The organism is Pseudomonas sp. G3-19 (genome assembly GCF_054855875.1).
Genome location: NZ_JBMPIQ010000003.1, coordinates 4,960,367 through 4,979,072, shown reverse-complemented (window position 1 = coordinate 4,979,072; position 18,706 = coordinate 4,960,367). Strand labels below are relative to the sequence as shown.

Sequence of the window (18,706 nt, the reverse complement as noted above, 5' to 3'; positions counted from 1 at the left end):
TGTGTCATTCAACATGGATGTGGCTGACACGCCGTCTTCGCGAGCAAGCCCGCTCCCACAGGGAGATTTGTGATGGGGCAAAAAATGGGAGCCTCTTGGGCTCCCTTTTTTTTACAGCGAACTAGCGCGGTGGATAGTTGGCCAATATCCGGGCCACCGTTTCGCGCACTGCGTTGCTGCGATCCTGTGGATTGGGCGTGCTGCTGAGCATCTGTTCATCGCTGCCGCGCCACACCAGTTTGCCGTCCTTGCCGTCGAGCAGGTCGATCTGGATCGTTGCCACCTTGTAGGTGATGTTGCGGGTTTCGTTGTACATCGGCGCGCCCCAATACCCGTTCCACGGGCCACCCCAACCGCCGCCGTAGTTGGTGGTCACTTGCTGCTGGCGATCCTCGACGATCAGGTAGGTTTGCACGCTCAGGTCGCCTTTGGCCCCCGCAGCGGCAGGGCGCAAGCCGCGTTGATCAAGTTGATCGCTGACGGCCTGGCGGATGCGTTGCTCGGTCAGGTCGCTCTTGATCCGTGGATCATCCGGGCGATATTGCAGCGCCGGTTCTTTCCAGCTCCAGCTGCGATAGGCGGCGAAATCGCGGCTGGCGTCAAAGTCGTGATTGACCTGGTTGGCAGCGCAGGCACTGAGCAGCGCGGCCATGGCCAGTAAAGCGAGACGACGGAACATGGTTGTTCTCCGGTTGAAGGCCTGAACCTGCGAAGCGTTCTCACCTGAAGTCTAGCTCGGCGGATACGCCGACAGGGCTTTTTCCAGAGCCTCGCGAATGGCGTCGGTGCGCACCAGTTGGCTGCCCTGATTGGCGGTTTCGGCGCTGGCGCTCCACACCGGTTGACCGGTGCCGGCGTCGAACAGATTGACCTGGACCACCACGACCTGCTCCTGATAGGTGCGAACAATCGGCACAGTGTTGTATATGCCGTAACCGCGCCCGTAGCGATCATAGCCACTGTATCCGCCGTAACCGTAATCGTCCTGCACCTGACGCAAGCGGGTTTCCAGACGCAGATTGGCGCTGACCAGCAAATCGGCCGGACGGTTGTCGTGCAACGGACGCAACCCGCGTTGGTCCAGCGCGTTGCTGACGGCTTCAGCCACTTGCGCCGAATCGGCCCAAGCCGTGCCCGGCGGCAATTGCCCGTTGAGCCAGGCCCAACTGCGATAGCGCCCGTAATCACGCGGTGGCGCCGGGTAGGCGCTGCGATCGAAGGTGTTGGCCGCTTGCGGCGGCGCCGGCGGCAACGGCCGCGACTGCGCGACATACGGGTTGCTGCCCTGGCAGGCGGCCAACCCCAGACAGATCAGCAATAAACCGGATTGAGCTTTCATGTGGTGCTCCGATCAGATCGGCCGGCAGATCCAGTGCAAGTAACGCCCAAGCCCGGCGAAGCTTGGGTGGCGACGGTGAGCGAGCTCCATCTCCAGCAAATCCACGAGTTCGGCGCGGGCCTGGAATTCCACCGGCATGTAGTCGTGGAAAACCCGGATCCCGCTCTGGGTTTCGACCTGCCACAACCCTTCGAGTTGCGTTGCCAGCTCCCGCGGATCAAGCGGCTGCTGCGGGGTCAGGCTCTGCTTTTCACCGGCCATGGTGTTTTTGCGCATTTTCTTGAAATGGCCCTTGAGCAGGTTGCGGTAGATCAGCGCATCGCGGTTATAGAACGCCAGCGACAGCCAGCCACCGGGCTTGGTCAGTTGATGCAGCACCGGCAGGATTGCGTGGGGCTCGGCCAGCCATTCGAGCACCGCGTGGCAGATCACCAGATCGTAGGGCTCGGTGAGCTGACCGAGCAGCTCCTGCCACGGCGCCTGAATGAACGTCGCGCTCTGCCCGGCTTCGGCGAAGCGCTGGCGGGCACCTTCGAGCATCGGTTCGGCCGGCTCGGTGAAGGTCACTTCATGGCCGCGTTCGGCCAGCCACAGCGACATGTGGCCCAGACCGCCGCCGATGTCCAGCACGCGCAGCGGTCGGTCCGGCAATGCTTCGGCCAGGTCGGCCTGCAACACCGCGAGGCGAATCGCGCCTTTGGCGCCACCGTAGATTTTTTCGGCGAAACGGGTCGCCAACTGATCGAAATGCCGGTCGCTCATCAGTTGAACCGCCGTTCGCTGTCGGCGAGCTTGCTGCGCACCACTTCATTCATGTCCAGCCCCAACTCGCTGCACAGCAGCAACAGATACAGGACGATATCGCCGACTTCCTGCCCGGCATGCGCCAGTTTGTCCGCCGGCAACTGGCGTGACTGGTCTTCGGTCAGCCACTGGAAAATCTCCACCAGTTCGGACATCTCGACGCTGGCGGCCATGGCGAGGTTTTTCGGGCTGTGAAATTGCCGCCAGTCATTGCGGTCGCGAATGGCGTGCAGGCGTTCGGTCAGTTCAACAAGGTTCATCGGGCTCTCCTGAAGGCGTATAGCTTCGGGGGGATGTCGGCTGAACGCAAGCGGCCATGGCTCGCTCCCACACAGGATTGAGGCAAACCCTCTATAGTTGCAGGGAACTCGGCCACCCGCGCGGTGGCCCAAGGCTCAGCTCTTTCATCAGGATGCACACATGCAGGTAGAAAGCTTTTTCGAATGGCTCGGCCAGGCACTCGGTTCGATCATCCGTTTCATCGTCGACGGCCTCAGCGGCCTGTTCAACATTCTGAGCAACGCCGGCGGCAACTTTGTCGATGGCCTGGCGAAGACGCTGGGCATGGACACTTCGATCATCAGCATCCTCGCGCTGATCGTCGGCCTGATGCTGCTGTGGTCGGCGATTCGCGCGTTCATGAATGCGTCGATCATTGCCGGGATCATCTGGCTGCTGTTGGGGTTGTGGTTGTTGAGCTGGATTATCCACTGACACCACTCTTCCCCTGTGGGAGCGGGCTTGCTCGCGAAAGCGTCAGATCAGTAAAAGCTGTTTTGACTGACACACTGCCTTCGCGAGCAAGCTCGCTCCCACAATAGATCGCATGAATCGCTACAATCCCCGCTCCCCCAAGGAGCCCGCATGTCCAACCTGATTGCCGACTGGCGCGACCGCCCGACTCACCGCAAGGTCTGGGCACTCGCCGCGCCGATGATTCTTTCCAATATTTCCGTGCCGCTGGTGGCGCTGGTTGACAGCACCGTCATCGGCCACCTGCCCCACGCCCATCAGTTGGGCGCAGTGGCGGTCGGCGCCAGCCTCTACACGTTTCTCGCCTGGGCCATGGGCTTTCTGCGCATGGGCACTACGGGGTTTGCCGCTCAGGCGGCCGGGCGCAGCGATGGCGCGGCGTTACGGCAGATTCTGTTGCAGGGTTTGCTGCTGGCGCTGGGACTGGCGATCGTGCTCGGCACTCTCGGCGTGCCGTTGAGCGGCGTGGCCCTGCACTTCATGCAGCCGTCGGCCGAACTCGATCAACTGACCCGCGAGTTCTTCCACACCCGGTTATTCGGGCTGCCGGCAGCGCTGGCCAGTTACGCCCTGGTCGGCTGGTTCCTCGGCACCCAGAACGCCCGGGCGCCGCTGGCAATTCTGCTGAGCACCAACCTGATCAACATCGCTCTCAATCTGTGGTTCGTGATTGGCCTGGAATGGGGGGTGGTCGGTTCCGCCCGGGCCTCGGTGATTGCCGAGTGGAGCGGCGCCCTGCTCGGCCTGTGGCTTACCCGCGGCGCATTGCGCGCCTATCCCGGGCACATCGCCTGGACGGCCTTGAAGGTGTGGCAGAGCTGGCGCCCGCTGCTGGCGGTCAACCGCGACATTTTCATCCGCAGCCTGGCGCTGCAATCGGTATTTTTCCTGATCACCGTGCAAGGCGCGCGGCTCGGCGATGCCACGGTGGCGGCCAATGCTCTGCTGCTCAACGGTTTGCTGCTGACCGCGCATGCGCTGGACGGTCTGGCGCATGCGGTCGAAGCGTTGTGCGGACACGCCATCGGCGCCCGCGACCGGCTCGCCCTGCGCCGTTCGCTGGTGGTGGCCGGCGGCTGGTCGTTGCTGGCCAGCCTCGGTTTTGCCGCGCTGTTTCTGTTGGGCGGACACTTGTTCATCGAGATGCAGACCGACATCCAGAGCGTGCGCGATACCGCGTTCATCTATCTGCCGTATCTGGCGGTACTGCCGCTGATTGCGGTCTGGAGCTACTTGCTCGACGGCCTGTTCATCGGCGCCACTCGAGCCCGGGAGATGCGCAACGGCATGCTGCTGACCGTCGCCCTGCTGCTGCCGTTCGCCTGGGCATTACAGGGACTGGGCAATCATGGGCTGTGGATAACGTTCCTGCTGTTTATGGTCTTGCGCAGCCTGACCCTCGGCGCACTGGCCCTGTGGCTGCGGCGCAACGACGGCTGGTTCAGCGGTGCCGCTCACTGAGCCGGTGTGTGTTTGACGAACGCGACGACCTGATCGAGTACCGGCGCCAGACGCCGCAGCGGACGCGACAGGGTCGCCACCAGCGTCACATGACTGGGGCGCGAGTAGTAAAGATCCTGCACCTGTACACCCGCCTCGCGCAGTTTGCGCGCCAGGCCTGCGGTGTTGCGCGTCGGGTTGACCAGATTGTCCTTGGTCGCGGCGATCAGCAGTGCCGGAGGCTCGCCCGCCCTGACGTGGTTGATCGGCTGCGATTGCGGCGGTGAGTCCGGCCAGAAGAATACTGGACGCACCTGCGGATTCTTGATGGGCAGAAAATCATACGGCCCGGCCAGGCCGATCCAGCCGCTGAGGTCTTTTGGCGTCATGCCCACCGCACCGAGCAGACCAGGATCCAGCGCCAGCATCGCCGCGTTGTAAGCGCCGGAACTGTGGCCCATCAGGTACAGGCGTTGCGGGTTGCCGGAGAACTCGCGGATATGCGCCCGGGTCCAGGCCACCGCCCGCGCCGAGTCTTCAAGAAACAACGGATAGCGCACCTGCGGGTAGAGCCGATAATCCGCCAGCACCGCGACAATTCCCCGCGACGCTAGCGCCTCGCCGACAAACGCGTAATCGCCGCGCTCACCGCTGTTCCAGCTGCCGCCGTAGAAGAACACCACCACCGGCGCGTCCTCCAGCGGCTGGCGCGGCACGTAGACGTCGAGCTTCTGTCGAGGATCATCGCCATAGGCAATCCCGGCGGTTTTGTGGAACGTGCCGTCGGGGGTCAGCGCATTGAGCACCTTGACCGGGGAACATCCCGTCAGCACCAGCAGCAGAAACCCGCCGAGGACTGCGCCGAACCGCTGCCACAGAGGATTTGTCATGGATGTCGCACCTCAAGATTGATCGTTCTGCCACTGTCGCCGCACATGCTCGAGCCGTTCCTGCTGGGTCAGCCCGTCCGGCACGCCTGGCAATCCCGCTCGGGGATGCTGCAAGCGTAGCCACAACCAGCCATCCAGCACGGTTCGGTCACTGAAACCCAGGGTCAGCCCCTCCTGCACATGGGAGGCCATCCGCGTGTAGTCGGTTCCGAGTGATTGGCACCAGCGCCAGATGTGGTGTTCCAACAGGCAACTTTGCAAACGTTCGCGCTGACGATGGGTAAGGCTTTCGTCGATCCCCAACGGCTCGACCGCCCACTGCGGATTGCGCAGTTGCTGCCAGCCCTGACTGCCGATGGCGAGGTCGGCCCAGGTGCCACCGAACCAGCGCATCAGCCGGATCGGCCCGAGCCAGCGGCTCAAGTCGGCGGCGTCACAGGCGTCGAAAAAATAACTCGCTGTCTGGCGGTTGTAATAACCGAGCAAGGCACGGTGATTGAGCCCGAACGAGACCGTCAGCATCCGGCGCAGGTGGCTCAGCATTACTGCCTGCGAGGCATCACTGGCGAACAACAACCCGCGCCAGGTCTGCGGATCACGCTGACACAGCGCCGCCAGTGCCGGGCAGTCATGCAGGTCGACCAGCAGCGGACCGTGCTCGCTTACCGCTTGAAACTCGGTGCCCTGGAACAGCCGCGTGCAACGTACGCTGGCGAACCCCTGGCGCAATGTCGCCAGCGCCTGCTGCGCATCGGCGCCATCGAGCAACAGCCACTGTACCTGCGGGGCAAAGCCGACGCCGCTCAAGCGGCGCCGTCCTGATCCAGCGACGCGACCAATCGGCAACTGCAGATCGACGCCGTGCAGTGGTTGTAACTGCCGCCGCCGGGCATAAGACACAGCAGCAACAGCGGTTCGGCAGACTTGAGCCATTGCGCCAGGCCCGCGCTCGGCAGCACGTCCGGCAGCGCCAATGGCGCTTCGCAGTCTTCGATCACCGCCGGCTCCTGCAGCACACCACTGATCACCGGCTGATCCGGATCGCCTTCATGAAAACTCACCACCACTTCAACGCCTTCACGCAACGATGTCAGTGAGGCGTCGCTCAACGCTGCTGCGAGCGGCAGCCAACAATGGCTGGCGGCAGCGCCTTCGCCCTGATAAAGCCAGTCGAACTGCACCGCCACCGGCCGCTGATCGTCGGGCTGCGGTTCATCGACCGTCACCACCCACGCACGTTGCAGACTGTGCATGCACGGCCTGGCACAGGTGCTCGTCAATGTCGGCAGTTGCGCCTGGGCGGCGGCGACGATCCGGTTGCTGTAAGCCGGCTCGCTGGCGGGATCAGCACGATGCTCGATCCGGCTCAGCAACCAGCGGCGGTTGCATTCGGCAAACGGATGCGCGGTCAACGCCAGCCACTGCGCGGCGCGCAAGGTCGGCAGATCGCTGTGGCCATAAGCTTTGCCGGCCTGCGCCGAACCCGCGTCCACATCGCTGGCGTCCACCTGCATCTGCCAGCGTCTTACCGCCGGGGTGCTCGCGCCATCGTCCACAGACGCCGCGCCGGCCACGGGAAAACGCCCTGGATCATCGACAAAGACCAGACAGTGTCCGTCCGGCCGGTGCTCGAAGTAGTAGTGGATCCGCGCCTGCGCGCACAGCCGCTGCACAAACTGCAGGTCCGACTCCCGGTACTGGGTGCAGAAAGTGTGCACCGGGTATTCGCACTGCAAATCAAAACGCCGTTGCGCACCAACGATCCCATGCTCCTTGAGCACCTGCGCGAGGATCTTCGGCACGCACTGACTGCTGAAGATCCGCTGACTGAAACGCAGCGCCAGACAACTCAGCTTCGGTCCCAGTGTCACTCGACACAATCGGGCGCCCTGATCGTGCTCATGCTGAACGACACTCTGCAATTGCCCGCTCAGGCCATTGTGTCCGGGACCGAACTGCAGGAACGCCGAGCGGAAAAGCAGGCCGGCCAGGTCCAGTTGCGGATCATTGATCAACAGATCGATATCAAAGGCGAAGGGTTCGCTGATGCCCTCACTTCCGGTAAAGGCCAGCACCTCGAAGGGCTCGGGCAGCCCCGTTACATCGAGACGAAACGACGGCTCGTTGACTGATTCGAACATGGGCGGATCTCTACAGGAGGGGCGGTCGGGGATTCTCGCCGAGAGCCATGGCCGAGTAGAGAGCTGAAGTACAACTTAGGAAATGACCTACGCGAAAAGCAGACCGGATCACTTCTCCGGCTGTGGCAGGCAATTATTTCGCAGGGGATTTGGGAAATGTCCCACCGGGTCTTCCGAATTTTCCACAGCTTGAGGGAAAATTTCAGACAACCCGGTGCAACAGACCTGACTCAGGAAGACAGGTAGGAGGAACGGGTCAGGCCCAGACGCAAGGCATCGAGGAACTGCGTACGCTCGCTGGCACTGATGCGGGCACTGGCGCACTTGTCGCGGTAGTGGGTCATCAGTTCTTCCGGCGACAAGTGCACGTAACGCAACATGTCTTCGATGGTGTCGTGGGTCTCGATACCGGCGTGGTACACGCTGCCATCGGCGTTCTGGTAGATGTTCACCGAGTCGGTGTCACCGAACAGGTTGTGCATGTCGCCGAGGATTTCCTGATAGGCGCCGACCAGGAACACGCCGAGCAGATAGTCTTCACCTTCGTTCAGACCGTGCACCGGCAGGCTGGTCTCGATGCTCTGCTCGTCGACGTACTGGTTGATCTTGCCGTCGGAGTCGCAGGTCAGGTCTTGCAGCACGGCGCGACGCAGCGGCTCTTCATCCAGACGATGCAGCGGGATGATCGGCAGTACCTGATCGATCGCCCAGGTGTCCGGCAGGCTCTGGAACACCGAGAAGTTGCAGATGTACTTGTCGGCCAACTTGTCGTTGAGTTCGTCGAGCACCTGGCGGTGCGAACGCTGACGTGCCTTGAGCGAGTTGTGCAGGCGACGGCACACAGCGAAGTAGCACTGCTCGGCCAGGGCCTTTTCCGCCAGGGTCAGTTTGCCGTCGGCGTACTGCGAAGCCACGTCGCTCATGTAGTGCGTGGCGCGCCAGTAAGTCTCGGTGACCATCTCGATATCGGTCGGGCCGAGCAGGTCCACCAGCCACTGCACGGTTTCCGGCAGGTTTTCCTTGTTTTCGATCAGCGGGATTTCGTCGTTGTGTTTCTCGACGTCGGTCACCTGCACCACCAGCATCGCGTGGTGCGCGGTCAGCGAGCGGCCGCTTTCGGAGAAGATGTGCGGATGCGGCAGGCTCTGCGCGTCGCAGAACTCCTTGAGCATGCCGACCACGACACCGGCGTAGTCGTCCATGTCGTAGTTGATCGAACTGGCGTTGCGCGAGTGAGTACCGTCGTAGTCGACACCCAGACCGCCGCCGACGTCGATGTGATCGACCGGCAGGCCAAGGTTGCGCAGCTCGCCGTAGTAACGGATCGCTTCCTTGAAACCGTGCTGGTAGTCAGCCAGGTTGGCGATCTGCGAACCCATGTGGAAGTGCAGCAGACGAATGCCCTGATCCAGGCCGGCAGCGCGGAAGCGCTCGACCACCGACAGCAGTTGCGCCGCCGACAGACCGAACTTGGATTTCTCGCCACCAGTGTCCGCCCACTTCGACGACGCCAGCGACGACAGGCGCACGCGCAGGCCGACCTGTGGCTTGACCTTGAGCGAGGCGGCTTCTTCGATCACCAGGCCGACTTCGGATTCTTTCTCGATGACGATGAACACATTGTGGCCGAGTTTCTGCCCCATCAGCGCCAGACGGATGAACTCGCGGTCCTTGTAACCGTTGCAGACGATGGTGCCGCCCTTCGGCGCCAGTGCCAGCACCGCCAACAGCTCAGGCTTGGAGCCGGCTTCCAGACCGATGGAAACGTTCTGGGTGGCGATGATGTTCTCGATCACCGCTTCTTGCTGGTTGACCTTGATCGGGTACAGCGCGGTGTACTTGCTCTGGTATTCCAGGCGCTCGATGTTCGAGTCGAAAGCACCGGTCAGTTGACGGACACGGTCTTGCAGGATGTCGGGGAAACGTACCAGCAACGGCAGGGACAAGCCGCTCTTGCGCAGTTGGTCGACTTGTTCGAACAGGTCGATAGGCGAGCTGCTCGGGCCGTTCGGACGAACTTCGACGCGACCGGCGTCATTGATCGCGAAATACCCGGCCCCCCAATGGCGAATCCCGTAAACACTGCGGCTGTCCGCAACTGTCCATTGGCTGCCATCGTCTTTACGTGTGCGTCGTACGGACATCGAAGTCCCCTATAAAGAAGTCATAGTGCGTCGCCTGATTGCAGGCCGGCGCAGTCTAAAGAATGAAAATGACGGTTCGTCAGCGCGGCGGTAGACCGCGCTGACCGCGTGTAGTTTAGAAACCGGTCATGAACAGGCTCTGTGAAAACCATGGAGACGACGCCGGATCTGAACTGCTTCAGTGCCGGATCAAGCCGCAGATGGATTTCACAGAGGCTGCTAGCCGCCGGACTTCTTCGCTTTGAAACCGTGTTTGATCAGCTCTGCCAAGAGTAGCTCGACATGATCGCCCTGGATTTCGATGATCCCGTCCTTCAACGCCCCACCGGTGCCGCAACGTTTCTTCAACGTTGTCGCCAGCTCCTTGAGGGCGTCTTCGGCCAGTGGCACGCCGGTGATGGTGGTCACCGTTTTGCCGCCACGGCCCTTGCTCTCGCGACGCACGCGGGCAATGCCGTCCCCGACCGGGATCACGGTTTGTTTGCAGATACAGGCGTCCACCGGTTTACTGCACTCCGGGCAATGACGACCTGCGTCGGTGGAAAATACCAGGCCACCAAGGGCGGCGAAGGATGCGGCTTTTTTGGCCACCGGCAATCCTCTTGGGAGGACAAAGACTGATCGCGACCTTGGGCAAGGTCATCGACCGCGAAGCCCCACTCAGGCAGGGGCAGCGCTACTGCACCGTGCGCTTGAACAAAAGCAGGTCGGTGCAGCTTGAAAAGGTCGCGCAGTGTAACGGCAAAAAGCGCAATTGCTAAGAGCCAATCGGCGCCAATTTATGTGTTCTTTGCGACGCCGCTTTGTTGAGCCTTCAGATAGCGCTTCAACGCGGCCAGAGAGTCCGGGCAGTAAGGCTTTTGCTCGATTTCGCACATCACCTGTTCGACCGGAATAAAGCGTGCTTCCAGCACTTCTTCCGGCTGCAGTTTCAGCGGGCCGTCCCACACCGCGGAAAATGCCGAGCACCACAGGCGGTTGCCGGTGTCCTCGAAGAAAAAATGATCGTGGGCGGTCAGCTCCACCCCACTCACGCCCAATTCCTCTTCCAGCTCGCGGGCCGCCGATTCGGCGTAGGTCTCATCGGCCTGCACCATGCCGCCGGCTGCCACATCCCAGTAACCGGGATAGATCGCCTTGCTCAGGGTGCGCCGGTGTACGCAGAGCTCACCAGCGGAATTGAACAACATGATGTAGGTGCCGCGCCCGATCAGCCCGCGCTCACGCAGATCGGCCCGCACCAGGGCGCCGAGCAGGTTGTCCTGCTCGTCGACCCAGGCGATCTGTTCGGCATCGGAGGCGGCGCGGTGCGCCGCCTCTTTGGCGCTATCGACCATGACTCAGCCCTGATTGAGCAATTGACGCAGATCGATCACTGCGGCGTTGGCCCGGGAAATGTAGTTGGCCATGACCAGCGAGTGGTTGGCCAGCACGCCGAAGCCGCTGCCATTGAGGATCATCGGGCTCCAGACCGGCTCCTGCGATGCTTCCAGTTCACGGATGATCTGACGCACGCTGACCGTGGCGTTCTTTTTCGCCAGCACATCGGCAAAGTCCACTTCGATGGCGCGCAACAGGTGCGACAGCGCCCAGGCCTGACCACGCGCTTCATAGAACACGTTGTCGATCTGCATCCACGGAGTCTCTACGACTTCCTCGTCAACTTGCGGTACTTCGCCAACCGCCGGCACTTCGGTTTTCAGCGCGGTGTTGAGTTTCACCCGGCCGACACTGGCGGACAGGCGTTGCGACAGCGAACCCAGACGGGTGCCGACATCGCCCAGCCAGTTGTTGAGGTTGTCGGCGCGGGCGTAGAACAAGGCGTTTTTCTGCGTTGGATCAGACAGACGCGCCTGATAACGGCTCAGGGAGTTGATGCCTTCCTGATATTCCGATTCGCTCGACGGCAGGATCCAGCTCTTGTTGTCGAAGTTGAAACGCGGTTCGGCCTTGGCCAGATCGGCATCTTCGGCCGACTGCGACTGCGAACGGGCGAAGTCTTTACGCAGGGCTCGGGTCAGGTCACGCACCTGCACCAGCACGCCGTATTCCCAGCTTGGCGTGTTGTCCATCCACAGGCCAGGCGGAAAACGGTCGTTGGAAATGTAGCCGCCCGGTTTGTTCAGCAACGTACCGGCAACGGTCTTGAGAGTTTCGACCGTGGTGTAGCCGACGACCATCTGCTTGCCTTCTTTCTCGGCAGCCGCCTGGGCGTTTTGTGCCACCGGAAACAGCGCCGGCTCCTGGCTCCAGTACCAGCCCAGGCCGATGGTCACCAGCAGATAAATGCCGATCAGCGTGGCCAGCGCGCGGCTGAACAACAGCCCGCCCACATAGCTGCGGGTGGCCGACTTCGGCTCAGCGGCACGTTCAGGCGCGCTGCCCGCGCGGTTCTTCCAGTCCAGCATGGCGATATCCTTTCAATCACTTGGGTTCAACGGTTCGACCACAACCATACAACAACGTGCCAAGGCCGGCACCCGCCATTGAAGAGAAGCAGAAAATCCACGGAACGCGCGACATCGCCCCGCGAACTCTCTAGGGGTTTCCCTGATGCACTATCACCAAAGACGCCCCGGAACAGGCCATGGCAGATCAGCGCCTGTCTACAGCGCAGCGTTGTGCACACAGGCGTTTTGACCCGTCGATCAGCGCCATACTCCCGGTTTACGGGAGGCTCACCGACGAACAGGTTCAATCCGATACCGCCCGGTCAGAAACTGAATTGTGCAGCACCGCAGATTATTGATGCACGACACTCATATAAGGGAAAAGAGGTGCTAGCATAGAGCCACCAGTCGATCTCAGCATGCGCCCTAACTAGTAGTCAGGATATGACCGAGCCAGAAGACCCCAGCCGTGAGCGCCTCAAGCACCACTTTGCCCAGCGGGTAATTCATCAGGCACGTCAGATTCTTGAGATATGGCAGCGCCTGCAACGCAGTGAGTGGTCCACCGCCGACCTCGCCGAACTGAGCGAGGCCAATCTGCGCCTGCTGCGTTTTGCCGAGCGCTTCGAGCAGCCCGAGCACACGCAACTCGCGCGTCATATCGGTCAGTCACTGGAAGCGGTGGACGCCAATCGCGGACGCCTGAGCAGCGGTCTGATCACCGATCTCAATCGTTTGATGCAGCGTCTGTCGCGCACCGGTCTGCGCCATGGCGATCAACTCGACCAAACCTTCCTGCCGCCGCTGCGCAAACCGATCTACGTGATGTTGCAGGATCACGACCGCGCCGAGCGGCTGGCCAAGCAGTTGGAGTTTTTCGGCCTGACCGCGCAGGCGCTGGACAGTGTCGCGGCGTTTCGCTCCTCGATGGTCGAGCGCTTGCCCGCCGCGATCGTCATGGACGTGGACTTCAGCGGCGCAGGCGTCGGCCTGCAACTGGCTGCCGAAGCTCAGGTTGGCCTGGAAGAACCGCTGCCGCTGCTGTTTTTCAGCCTGCACGAAACCGACACCCCGACCCGCCTCGCCGCCGTGCGCGCCGGCGGCCAGGAATTCCTCACCGGCACCCTCGAAGCGTCGAGCCTGCTGGAGAAGATCGAAGTCCTGACCTGCGTCGCCCAGTATGAACCTTATAAAGTGCTGATCATCGACGACTCCCGCGCCCAGGCCTTGCACACCGAGCGCCTGCTCAACAGCGCCGGAATCGTCACCCGCACCCTGATCGAACCGATCCAGGCGATGGCCGAACTGGCGGACTTCCAGCCGGATCTGATCATCCTCGACATGTACATGCCGGCCTGCACCGGCACCGAACTGGCCAAGGTCATCCGCCACAACGACCGCTACGTCAGCGTGCCAATCATTTATCTTTCGGCCGAGGACGATCTGGACAAGCAGCTCGACGCCATGAGCGAGGGCGGCGACGATTTCCTTACCAAACCGATCAAGCCTCGGCATCTGATTACGACTGTGCGCAACCGCGCCGCGCGCGCGCGCAATCTCAAGGCACGCATGGTCCGCGACAGCCTCACCGGCCTGTACAACCACACGCACATCCTGCAATTGCTCGAAGACTGCTCGTTCCGCGCCCGTCGCGAGAACAAGCCGCTGAGCTTTGCCATGCTCGACATCGACCACTTCAAGCGAGTCAATGACAGTCACGGCCATCCGATGGGCGACCGAGTGATCAAGAGCCTGGCGCTGTTCCTCAAGCAACGCCTGCGCAAGACCGACTTCATCGGCCGGTACGGTGGCGAAGAATTCGCCATCGTCATGCCCGACACGGATATAGAAGCGGCGCACAAAGTGCTCGACGAGATCCGCCAGCGCTTCGCCGAAATCCACTACCCGGCGCAACCGCACGATTTGTGGTGCACCTTCAGCGCCGGCGTGGTGGAAATGCACGAGGATTCCGACAGCCTGATGATGGCCAGCCAGGCCGACGAAGCGCTGTACCGCGCCAAAGGTGCCGGACGCAATCGAGTGCAGACCGCACGCGACTCAAAGCAAAGTGCCACCTTTTCATCGGAATCCACCGATTCGGTCATAACCCTGTAACAGAACCGCAATAAATTCAGGCGCTTACCATTTCTGCCGTTGGTAGCCGTCATGCGCCTGAAGTTGCTCACCAATCTCAACACTCTGCTGCTGGTCGCCGTCTGCGTGGCGCTCGGCGCGACGCTGTGGTGGTCGCAAAAAGCCTTGGAGCGTCCGTATCTGTTGATGGAGCGCTACCTCGGCCTGTCGCAGCAATTTCAGAATGACGTGGCGCGCAATGTCGAGGACTACCTCGCCAGCGGCGACGCCCTGCGCCTGAGCAGCGCCAGCCAAGCCATCGACGGCCTGCAGAAGGAGCTCGGCGAACTGCCTCCGGCACTGGCCGAGACCCTGCGACCAAGTCTGTCGAGCCTCGAAGAATTCAGCAAAACCGACCTGCTCGCCGCCGGCAAACTGGCCGGTGATCCGCAAGCACTGCTGCTGCAAGCCGAACGCGAACTGAGCGCCAGCCTCGATCAACTCAGCACCTACGCCAATGGCAACGCGTCTTACCTGACGCCGCTGCTGGTCGCTTCGCAGCACCTGGGCAAGCTGTCGCTGGCCCGCGACAAACTGGTCAGCAGCGGCCGCAGTGAATTGGCCGCCGACGTCGAGCGCGAAGTCGACAATATCCGCACCCAGGCTCAGGCCATCGACGCGCTGCCCCTGCTCGGCGTGGTCGCCAAGCATGAATCCGGCAGTGATGATTTCGCCGCAATGATGGGCATCGAAAGCACCGAAAAAGCCGCCGCCGAAGACGCCGGTGTCGGCCTCAAGCGCGAACTCAACAGCCTGCTCGGTCGCTACCCGGCGGAGCTGGCGCGCACCCGCGAGCAGATCCAGAAACGCACCGATCTGAGCACCGCGACCCATTTGAAGATCGCCGCCGTGCAGCAAGCCATCGCCGGACTCGAACCGGTGGTACGCGCCCAGCACGGGCAGATTCAGGGCGAAGTGCGCCTGATGCAGGGCGTGATGATCGGCCTGATTCTGCTGATCGCGCTGCTGATCGACACCTTGCAGCGGCGCCTGTCGCGCACTCTGACCAACCTCGCGCCGGCCCTGTCGACCTGGGCCGAAGGCGATTTCAGTCGCGACATTCAGTTGGGCAAAACCAACCGCGAACTGCATGACATCGAAGCGTCACTGAATCGCCTGCGCGCGTATCTGGTGGATCTGGTCGGGACGATTCGCGGCAATGCCGAACAGGTGGCCGGCAGCAGCCGTACGCTGGCCGAACTGAGCAACGACCTGCACAGCGGCGCCGAGCATCAGGCGGGCGACACCGCGCTGATCCGCGATTCGCTGGGTGAGTTGGAAGCGACGATTCAGCAAGTCGCTGGGGATGCACGACAGGCCGCCGATGCCAGTCGCCATGCAGGGCTGGCGGTCGAACATGGACAGACCGTGATCGGCCAGAGCCTCACCGGCCTGCACGCACTGGTCGGCGAGGTGCAAGGCAACGCGCAGATGATCGAGCACCTGGCCGAAGAGTCAGCGACCATTGGCGGCGTACTGACGGTGATCCGCTCGATCGCCGACCAGACTAACCTGCTGGCGCTGAATGCGGCGATCGAAGCGGCGCGGGCCGGGGAAATGGGCCGTGGTTTTGCGGTGGTGGCCGAGGAAGTGCGCTCACTGGCGCAACGCACGGCGGGCGCCACGGCGGAGATTCAGACGCTGATCGCCGGCCTGCAAACTGCTGCCCGACAATCGGTCGAAGGCATGCGCGCGCAGGTCGAACACGCCGAAGCCACGGCCAGTCAGGCACAAGCGGCAGATGGCGCACTGGATAAAATCGTCGGCGCGATCCAGACCATTTCCGACACGGCGATCCGCATCGCCGATATTACCGCTCAGCAAAGCGGCGCGGTCAGCGAGATCCGTGATCACAGCGAACGGATCCATCAATTGGGCGGGGATAACCTGCTGCGCATCGGCCGCGGGCGTGAGCAGGGTGAGAATCTGCTGGAGTTGGGTGGGCAATTGCATACCGCCGTTCAGGCATTCCGCGTCTGACAGGCCGCTATCGCGAGCAGGCTCACTCCTACAAGGGAACGCATTCCAACTGTAGGAGTGAGCCTGCTCGCGATAGCGTCATTCGCATCAGCGCAAATCTTGCGGAATGACCGAATCAAATCACTCAGTCATAAATTTCGCGCAAACATCGGTCATCGTGCTGGCTATTGCAGAGAACTGGACAGTCACAAAGCCTTTGCGGCATAGTCGCCGGGTTCTGACGACTGCTCATTCATAACAAGGAACATGCAGATGGCAACGCTACTGGTGCTGCACGGCCCCAACCTGAACCTGCTCGGCACCCGTGAACCCGGCACTTACGGTTCAACGACCCTGGCGCAGATCAATCAGGATCTGGAGCGCCGCGCCCGTGAAGCCGGCCATCATCTGCTGCACCTGCAAAGCAATGCCGAGTACGAATTGATCGACCGCATCCACGCCGCTCGCGGTGAAGGTGTCGATTTCATTCTGATCAATCCAGCAGCATTTACACACACAAGTGTCGCATTACGTGACGCGCTGCTGGGAGTGAGCATCCCATTCATCGAAGTGCATTTGTCCAACGTGCACAAGCGCGAACCTTTCCGCCATCACTCTTACTTCTCCGATGTAGCGGTGGGAGTGATCTGCGGCCTTGGCGCCAGCGGTTACCGACTGGCCCTGGAGGCCGCACTAGAACAGCTTGAAACACAGGCAACGACTTGAACCACAAGCGTTAAACGCCCCTGACCGACCCTTGGGAGTTGATGATTCATGGATATCCGTAAAGTTAAGAAACTGATCGAATTGCTGGAAGAGTCCGGCATCGACGAGCTCGAGATCAAGGAAGGCGAAGAGTCCGTACGCATCAGCCGTCACAGCAAGACCCCGGCTCAGCAGTACTACGCTCCGGCGCCGATGCAGGCTCCGGCCGCTGCGCCTGCCGCCGCTGCTGCTCCAGTAGCTGCTGCCGCTCCGGCTGCCGCTGCTGCTCCTGCACTGAACGGCACCGTGGCCCGCTCGCCAATGGTAGGCACCTTCTACCGTAAATCTTCGCCAACCTCGCCAGCCTTCGTTGAAGTCGGCCAGACCGTGAAGAAAGGCGACACCCTGTGCATCGTCGAAGCCATGAAGATGATGAACCACATCGAAGCTGAAACCAGCGGTGTGATCGAATCCATCCTCGTCGAAGACGGCCAGCCGGTTGAGTACGACCAACCGCTGTTCACCATCGTTTGAACTGCGGAGAGCCTTTGATGACTGCGAAGTTGGAAAAAGTTCTGATCGCTAACCGCGGTGAGATCGCCCTGCGGATTCTGCGTGCCTGCAAAGAGATGGGCATCAAGACCGTCGCCGTTTACTCCAAGGCCGACAAAGAGCTGATGCACCTGGGTCTGGCAGACGAGTCCGTCTGCATCGGCCCGGCTTCTGCCGCTCAGTCCTACCTGCACATCCCGGCCATCATCGCTGCCGCAGAAGTGACTGGCGCTACCGCCATTCACCCAGGCTACGGTTTCCTCGCGGAAAACGCCGATTTTGCCGAGCAGGTCGAGAACTCCGGCTTCGCCTTCATCGGCCCGAAAGCCGACACCATTCGCCTGATGGGCGACAAGGTATCGGCCAAGCACGCGATGATCGAAGCAGGCGTGCCTACCGTTCCAGGTTCCGACGGCCCGCTGCCGGAAGACGAAGAAACGGCGCTGCGCATCGGTCGTGAAGTCGGCTACCCGGTGATCATCAAGGCCGCAGGCGGCGGTGGTGGTCGCGGCATGCGCGTGGTGCACAAGGAAGAAGACCTGATCGCCTCGGCGAAACTGACCCGCTCCGAAGCTGGCGCGGCGTTCGGCAACCCGATGGTCTATCTGGAAAAATTCCTGACCAACCCGCGTCACGTCGAAGTTCAGGTACTGTCCGACGGCCAGGGTCACGCCATCCATCTGGGCGACCGCGATTGCTCGCTGCAACGCCGTCACCAGAAGGTTCTCGAAGAAGCGCCGGCACCGGGCATCGACGAGCAGGCGCGTCAGGAAGTTCTGGCTCGCTGCGTCAAGGCGTGCATCGACATCGGCTACCGTGGCGCTGGTACCTTCGAGTTCCTGTACGAGAACGGTCGTTTCTACTTCATCGAAATGAACACCCGTGTTCAGGTGGAGCACCCGGTTTCGGAAATGGTCACCGGTATCGACATCGTCAAGGAGATGCTCAGCATCGCCGCTGGCAACAAGCTGTCGTTCACGCAGGATGACGTGGTGATCCGCGGTCACTCGCTGGAGTGCCGGATCAACGCTGAAGACCCGAAAACCTTCATGCCGAGCCCGGGCACGGTCAAGCATTTCCACGCCCCAGGCGGCAACGGCGTTCGCGTCGATTCGCACCTGTACAGCGGTTATGCAGTTCCGCCGAACTACGACTCGCTGATCGGCAAGCTGATCACTTACGGCGCCACCCGCGACGAAGCCATGGCGCGCATGCGTAATGCCCTGGACGAGATCGTGGTTGACGGGATCAAGACCAACATCCCGCTGCACCGTGATCTGACCCGCGACGAAGGCTTCTGCAAAGGGGGCGTGAACATTCACTACCTCGAGCACAAGCTGGCAGGCGAGAAGCACTAAGCTTCAAGTCCGCACCTGACAAAGCCGCCTTCGGGCGGCTTTGTTGTTTCTGCAGATTACATAAACCCCTGTAGGAGTGAGCCTGCTCGCGATGAGGC

The 18,706-nt window shown here is 61.7% G+C and carries 17 protein-coding genes and 1 pseudogene; 7 read left to right on the top strand and 11 right to left on the bottom strand.

Annotated elements, in window-relative coordinates:
- Positions 1-121: 121 nt before the first annotated feature.
- From ACOYXI_RS22680 to ACOYXI_RS22665, 4 genes are read right to left on the bottom strand one after another with little or no spacing between them, the layout of a single operon-like run.
- A complete protein-coding gene (locus ACOYXI_RS22680; RefSeq protein ID WP_095667638.1) occupies positions 122-679 on the bottom strand; it encodes a DUF4136 domain-containing protein in 558 nt (185 codons plus the stop codon).
- A gap of 51 nt (positions 680-730) precedes the next feature.
- Entirely contained in the window at positions 731-1,339 is a 609-nt protein-coding gene (locus ACOYXI_RS22675) for a DUF4136 domain-containing protein (RefSeq protein WP_461675323.1), read from the bottom strand.
- A gap of 12 nt (positions 1,340-1,351) precedes the next feature.
- Complete coding sequence (locus tag ACOYXI_RS22670; RefSeq protein ID WP_103368075.1) at positions 1,352-2,101, bottom strand: methyltransferase; 750 nt, start codon at positions 2,099-2,101, stop codon at positions 1,352-1,354.
- Complete coding sequence (locus ACOYXI_RS22665) at positions 2,101-2,403, bottom strand: MazG-like family protein (protein ID WP_135294881.1); 303 nt, start codon at positions 2,401-2,403, stop codon at positions 2,101-2,103. The genes ACOYXI_RS22670 and ACOYXI_RS22665 overlap by 1 nt, the downstream gene beginning before the upstream one ends.
- Positions 2,404-2,563: 160 nt before the next feature.
- Here ACOYXI_RS22665 and ACOYXI_RS22660 point away from each other — a divergent pair, with 160 nt between their 5' ends.
- Complete coding sequence (locus ACOYXI_RS22660) at positions 2,564-2,857, top strand: hypothetical protein (RefSeq protein ID WP_007963021.1); 294 nt, start codon at positions 2,564-2,566, stop codon at positions 2,855-2,857.
- A gap of 150 nt (positions 2,858-3,007) precedes the next feature.
- Positions 3,008-4,357 carry an MATE family efflux transporter gene (locus ACOYXI_RS22655; protein ID WP_098967040.1) on the top strand — a complete coding sequence of 450 codons (1,350 nt, stop codon included), beginning with the start codon at positions 3,008-3,010 and terminating at the stop codon, positions 4,355-4,357.
- Here ACOYXI_RS22655 and ACOYXI_RS22650 read toward each other — a convergent pair.
- The 7 genes from ACOYXI_RS22650 to ACOYXI_RS22620 all read right to left on the bottom strand — a co-directional run bounded on the left by ACOYXI_RS22650 (position 4,351) and on the right by ACOYXI_RS22620 (position 11,919).
- Positions 4,351-5,226, bottom strand: a complete 876-nt coding sequence (locus tag ACOYXI_RS22650; RefSeq protein ID WP_098967038.1) for an alpha/beta hydrolase — start codon at positions 5,224-5,226, stop codon at positions 4,351-4,353. The genes ACOYXI_RS22655 and ACOYXI_RS22650 overlap by 7 nt on opposite strands.
- A 12-nt stretch (positions 5,227-5,238) precedes the next feature.
- Positions 5,239-6,033 (bottom strand): DUF4123 domain-containing protein, encoded by a 795-nt coding sequence (locus ACOYXI_RS22645; protein ID WP_098967037.1) that lies wholly within the window; start codon positions 6,031-6,033, stop codon positions 5,239-5,241.
- Entirely contained in the window at positions 6,030-7,367 is a 1,338-nt protein-coding gene (locus ACOYXI_RS22640) for a contractile injection system protein, VgrG/Pvc8 family (protein ID WP_461675322.1), read from the bottom strand. The genes ACOYXI_RS22645 and ACOYXI_RS22640 overlap by 4 nt, the downstream gene beginning before the upstream one ends.
- 230 nt (positions 7,368-7,597) lie before the next feature.
- The gene (speA, locus tag ACOYXI_RS22635; RefSeq protein ID WP_003221289.1) at positions 7,598-9,511 is read right to left on the bottom strand and encodes an arginine decarboxylase; all 1,914 of its coding nucleotides are present in this window, start codon (positions 9,509-9,511) and stop codon (positions 7,598-7,600) included.
- A 219-nt stretch (positions 9,512-9,730) separates the two neighbouring features.
- Positions 9,731-10,102 carry a translation initiation factor Sui1 gene (locus tag ACOYXI_RS22630; RefSeq protein WP_128606462.1) on the bottom strand — a complete coding sequence of 124 codons (372 nt, stop codon included), beginning with the start codon at positions 10,100-10,102 and terminating at the stop codon, positions 9,731-9,733.
- A gap of 188 nt (positions 10,103-10,290) precedes the next feature.
- Complete coding sequence (locus ACOYXI_RS22625) at positions 10,291-10,848, bottom strand: NUDIX hydrolase (protein WP_210556644.1); 558 nt, start codon at positions 10,846-10,848, stop codon at positions 10,291-10,293.
- Positions 10,849-10,851: 3 nt separating this feature from the next.
- Positions 10,852-11,919, bottom strand: coding sequence for a DUF2333 family protein (locus tag ACOYXI_RS22620; RefSeq protein WP_007963034.1), 1,068 nt, complete (start codon positions 11,917-11,919; stop codon positions 10,852-10,854).
- A gap of 426 nt (positions 11,920-12,345) precedes the next feature.
- On the opposite strand from ACOYXI_RS22620, the gene gcbA reads away from it, so the two are divergent.
- From gcbA to accC, 5 genes and pseudogenes are all read left to right on the top strand, one after another.
- Entirely contained in the window at positions 12,346-14,016 is a 1,671-nt protein-coding gene (gcbA, locus tag ACOYXI_RS22615) for a diguanylate cyclase GcbA (RefSeq protein WP_027613596.1), read from the top strand.
- A gap of 1,491 nt (positions 14,017-15,507) precedes the next feature.
- Positions 15,508-16,014 (top strand): annotated as a pseudogene (locus ACOYXI_RS22610) (methyl-accepting chemotaxis protein); the annotation flags it as partial.
- Between the two features lie 252 nt (positions 16,015-16,266).
- Positions 16,267-16,719, top strand: a complete 453-nt coding sequence (gene aroQ / locus ACOYXI_RS22605; RefSeq protein WP_025111759.1) for a type II 3-dehydroquinate dehydratase — start codon at positions 16,267-16,269, stop codon at positions 16,717-16,719.
- A 48-nt stretch (positions 16,720-16,767) separates the two neighbouring features.
- Positions 16,768-17,232 carry an acetyl-CoA carboxylase biotin carboxyl carrier protein gene (accB, locus tag ACOYXI_RS22600; RefSeq protein ID WP_024164417.1) on the top strand — a complete coding sequence of 155 codons (465 nt, stop codon included), beginning with the start codon at positions 16,768-16,770 and terminating at the stop codon, positions 17,230-17,232.
- A gap of 17 nt (positions 17,233-17,249) precedes the next feature.
- Entirely contained in the window at positions 17,250-18,608 is a 1,359-nt protein-coding gene (accC, locus tag ACOYXI_RS22595; RefSeq protein ID WP_045122275.1) for an acetyl-CoA carboxylase biotin carboxylase subunit, read from the top strand.
- Positions 18,609-18,706: the final 98 nt, after the last annotated feature.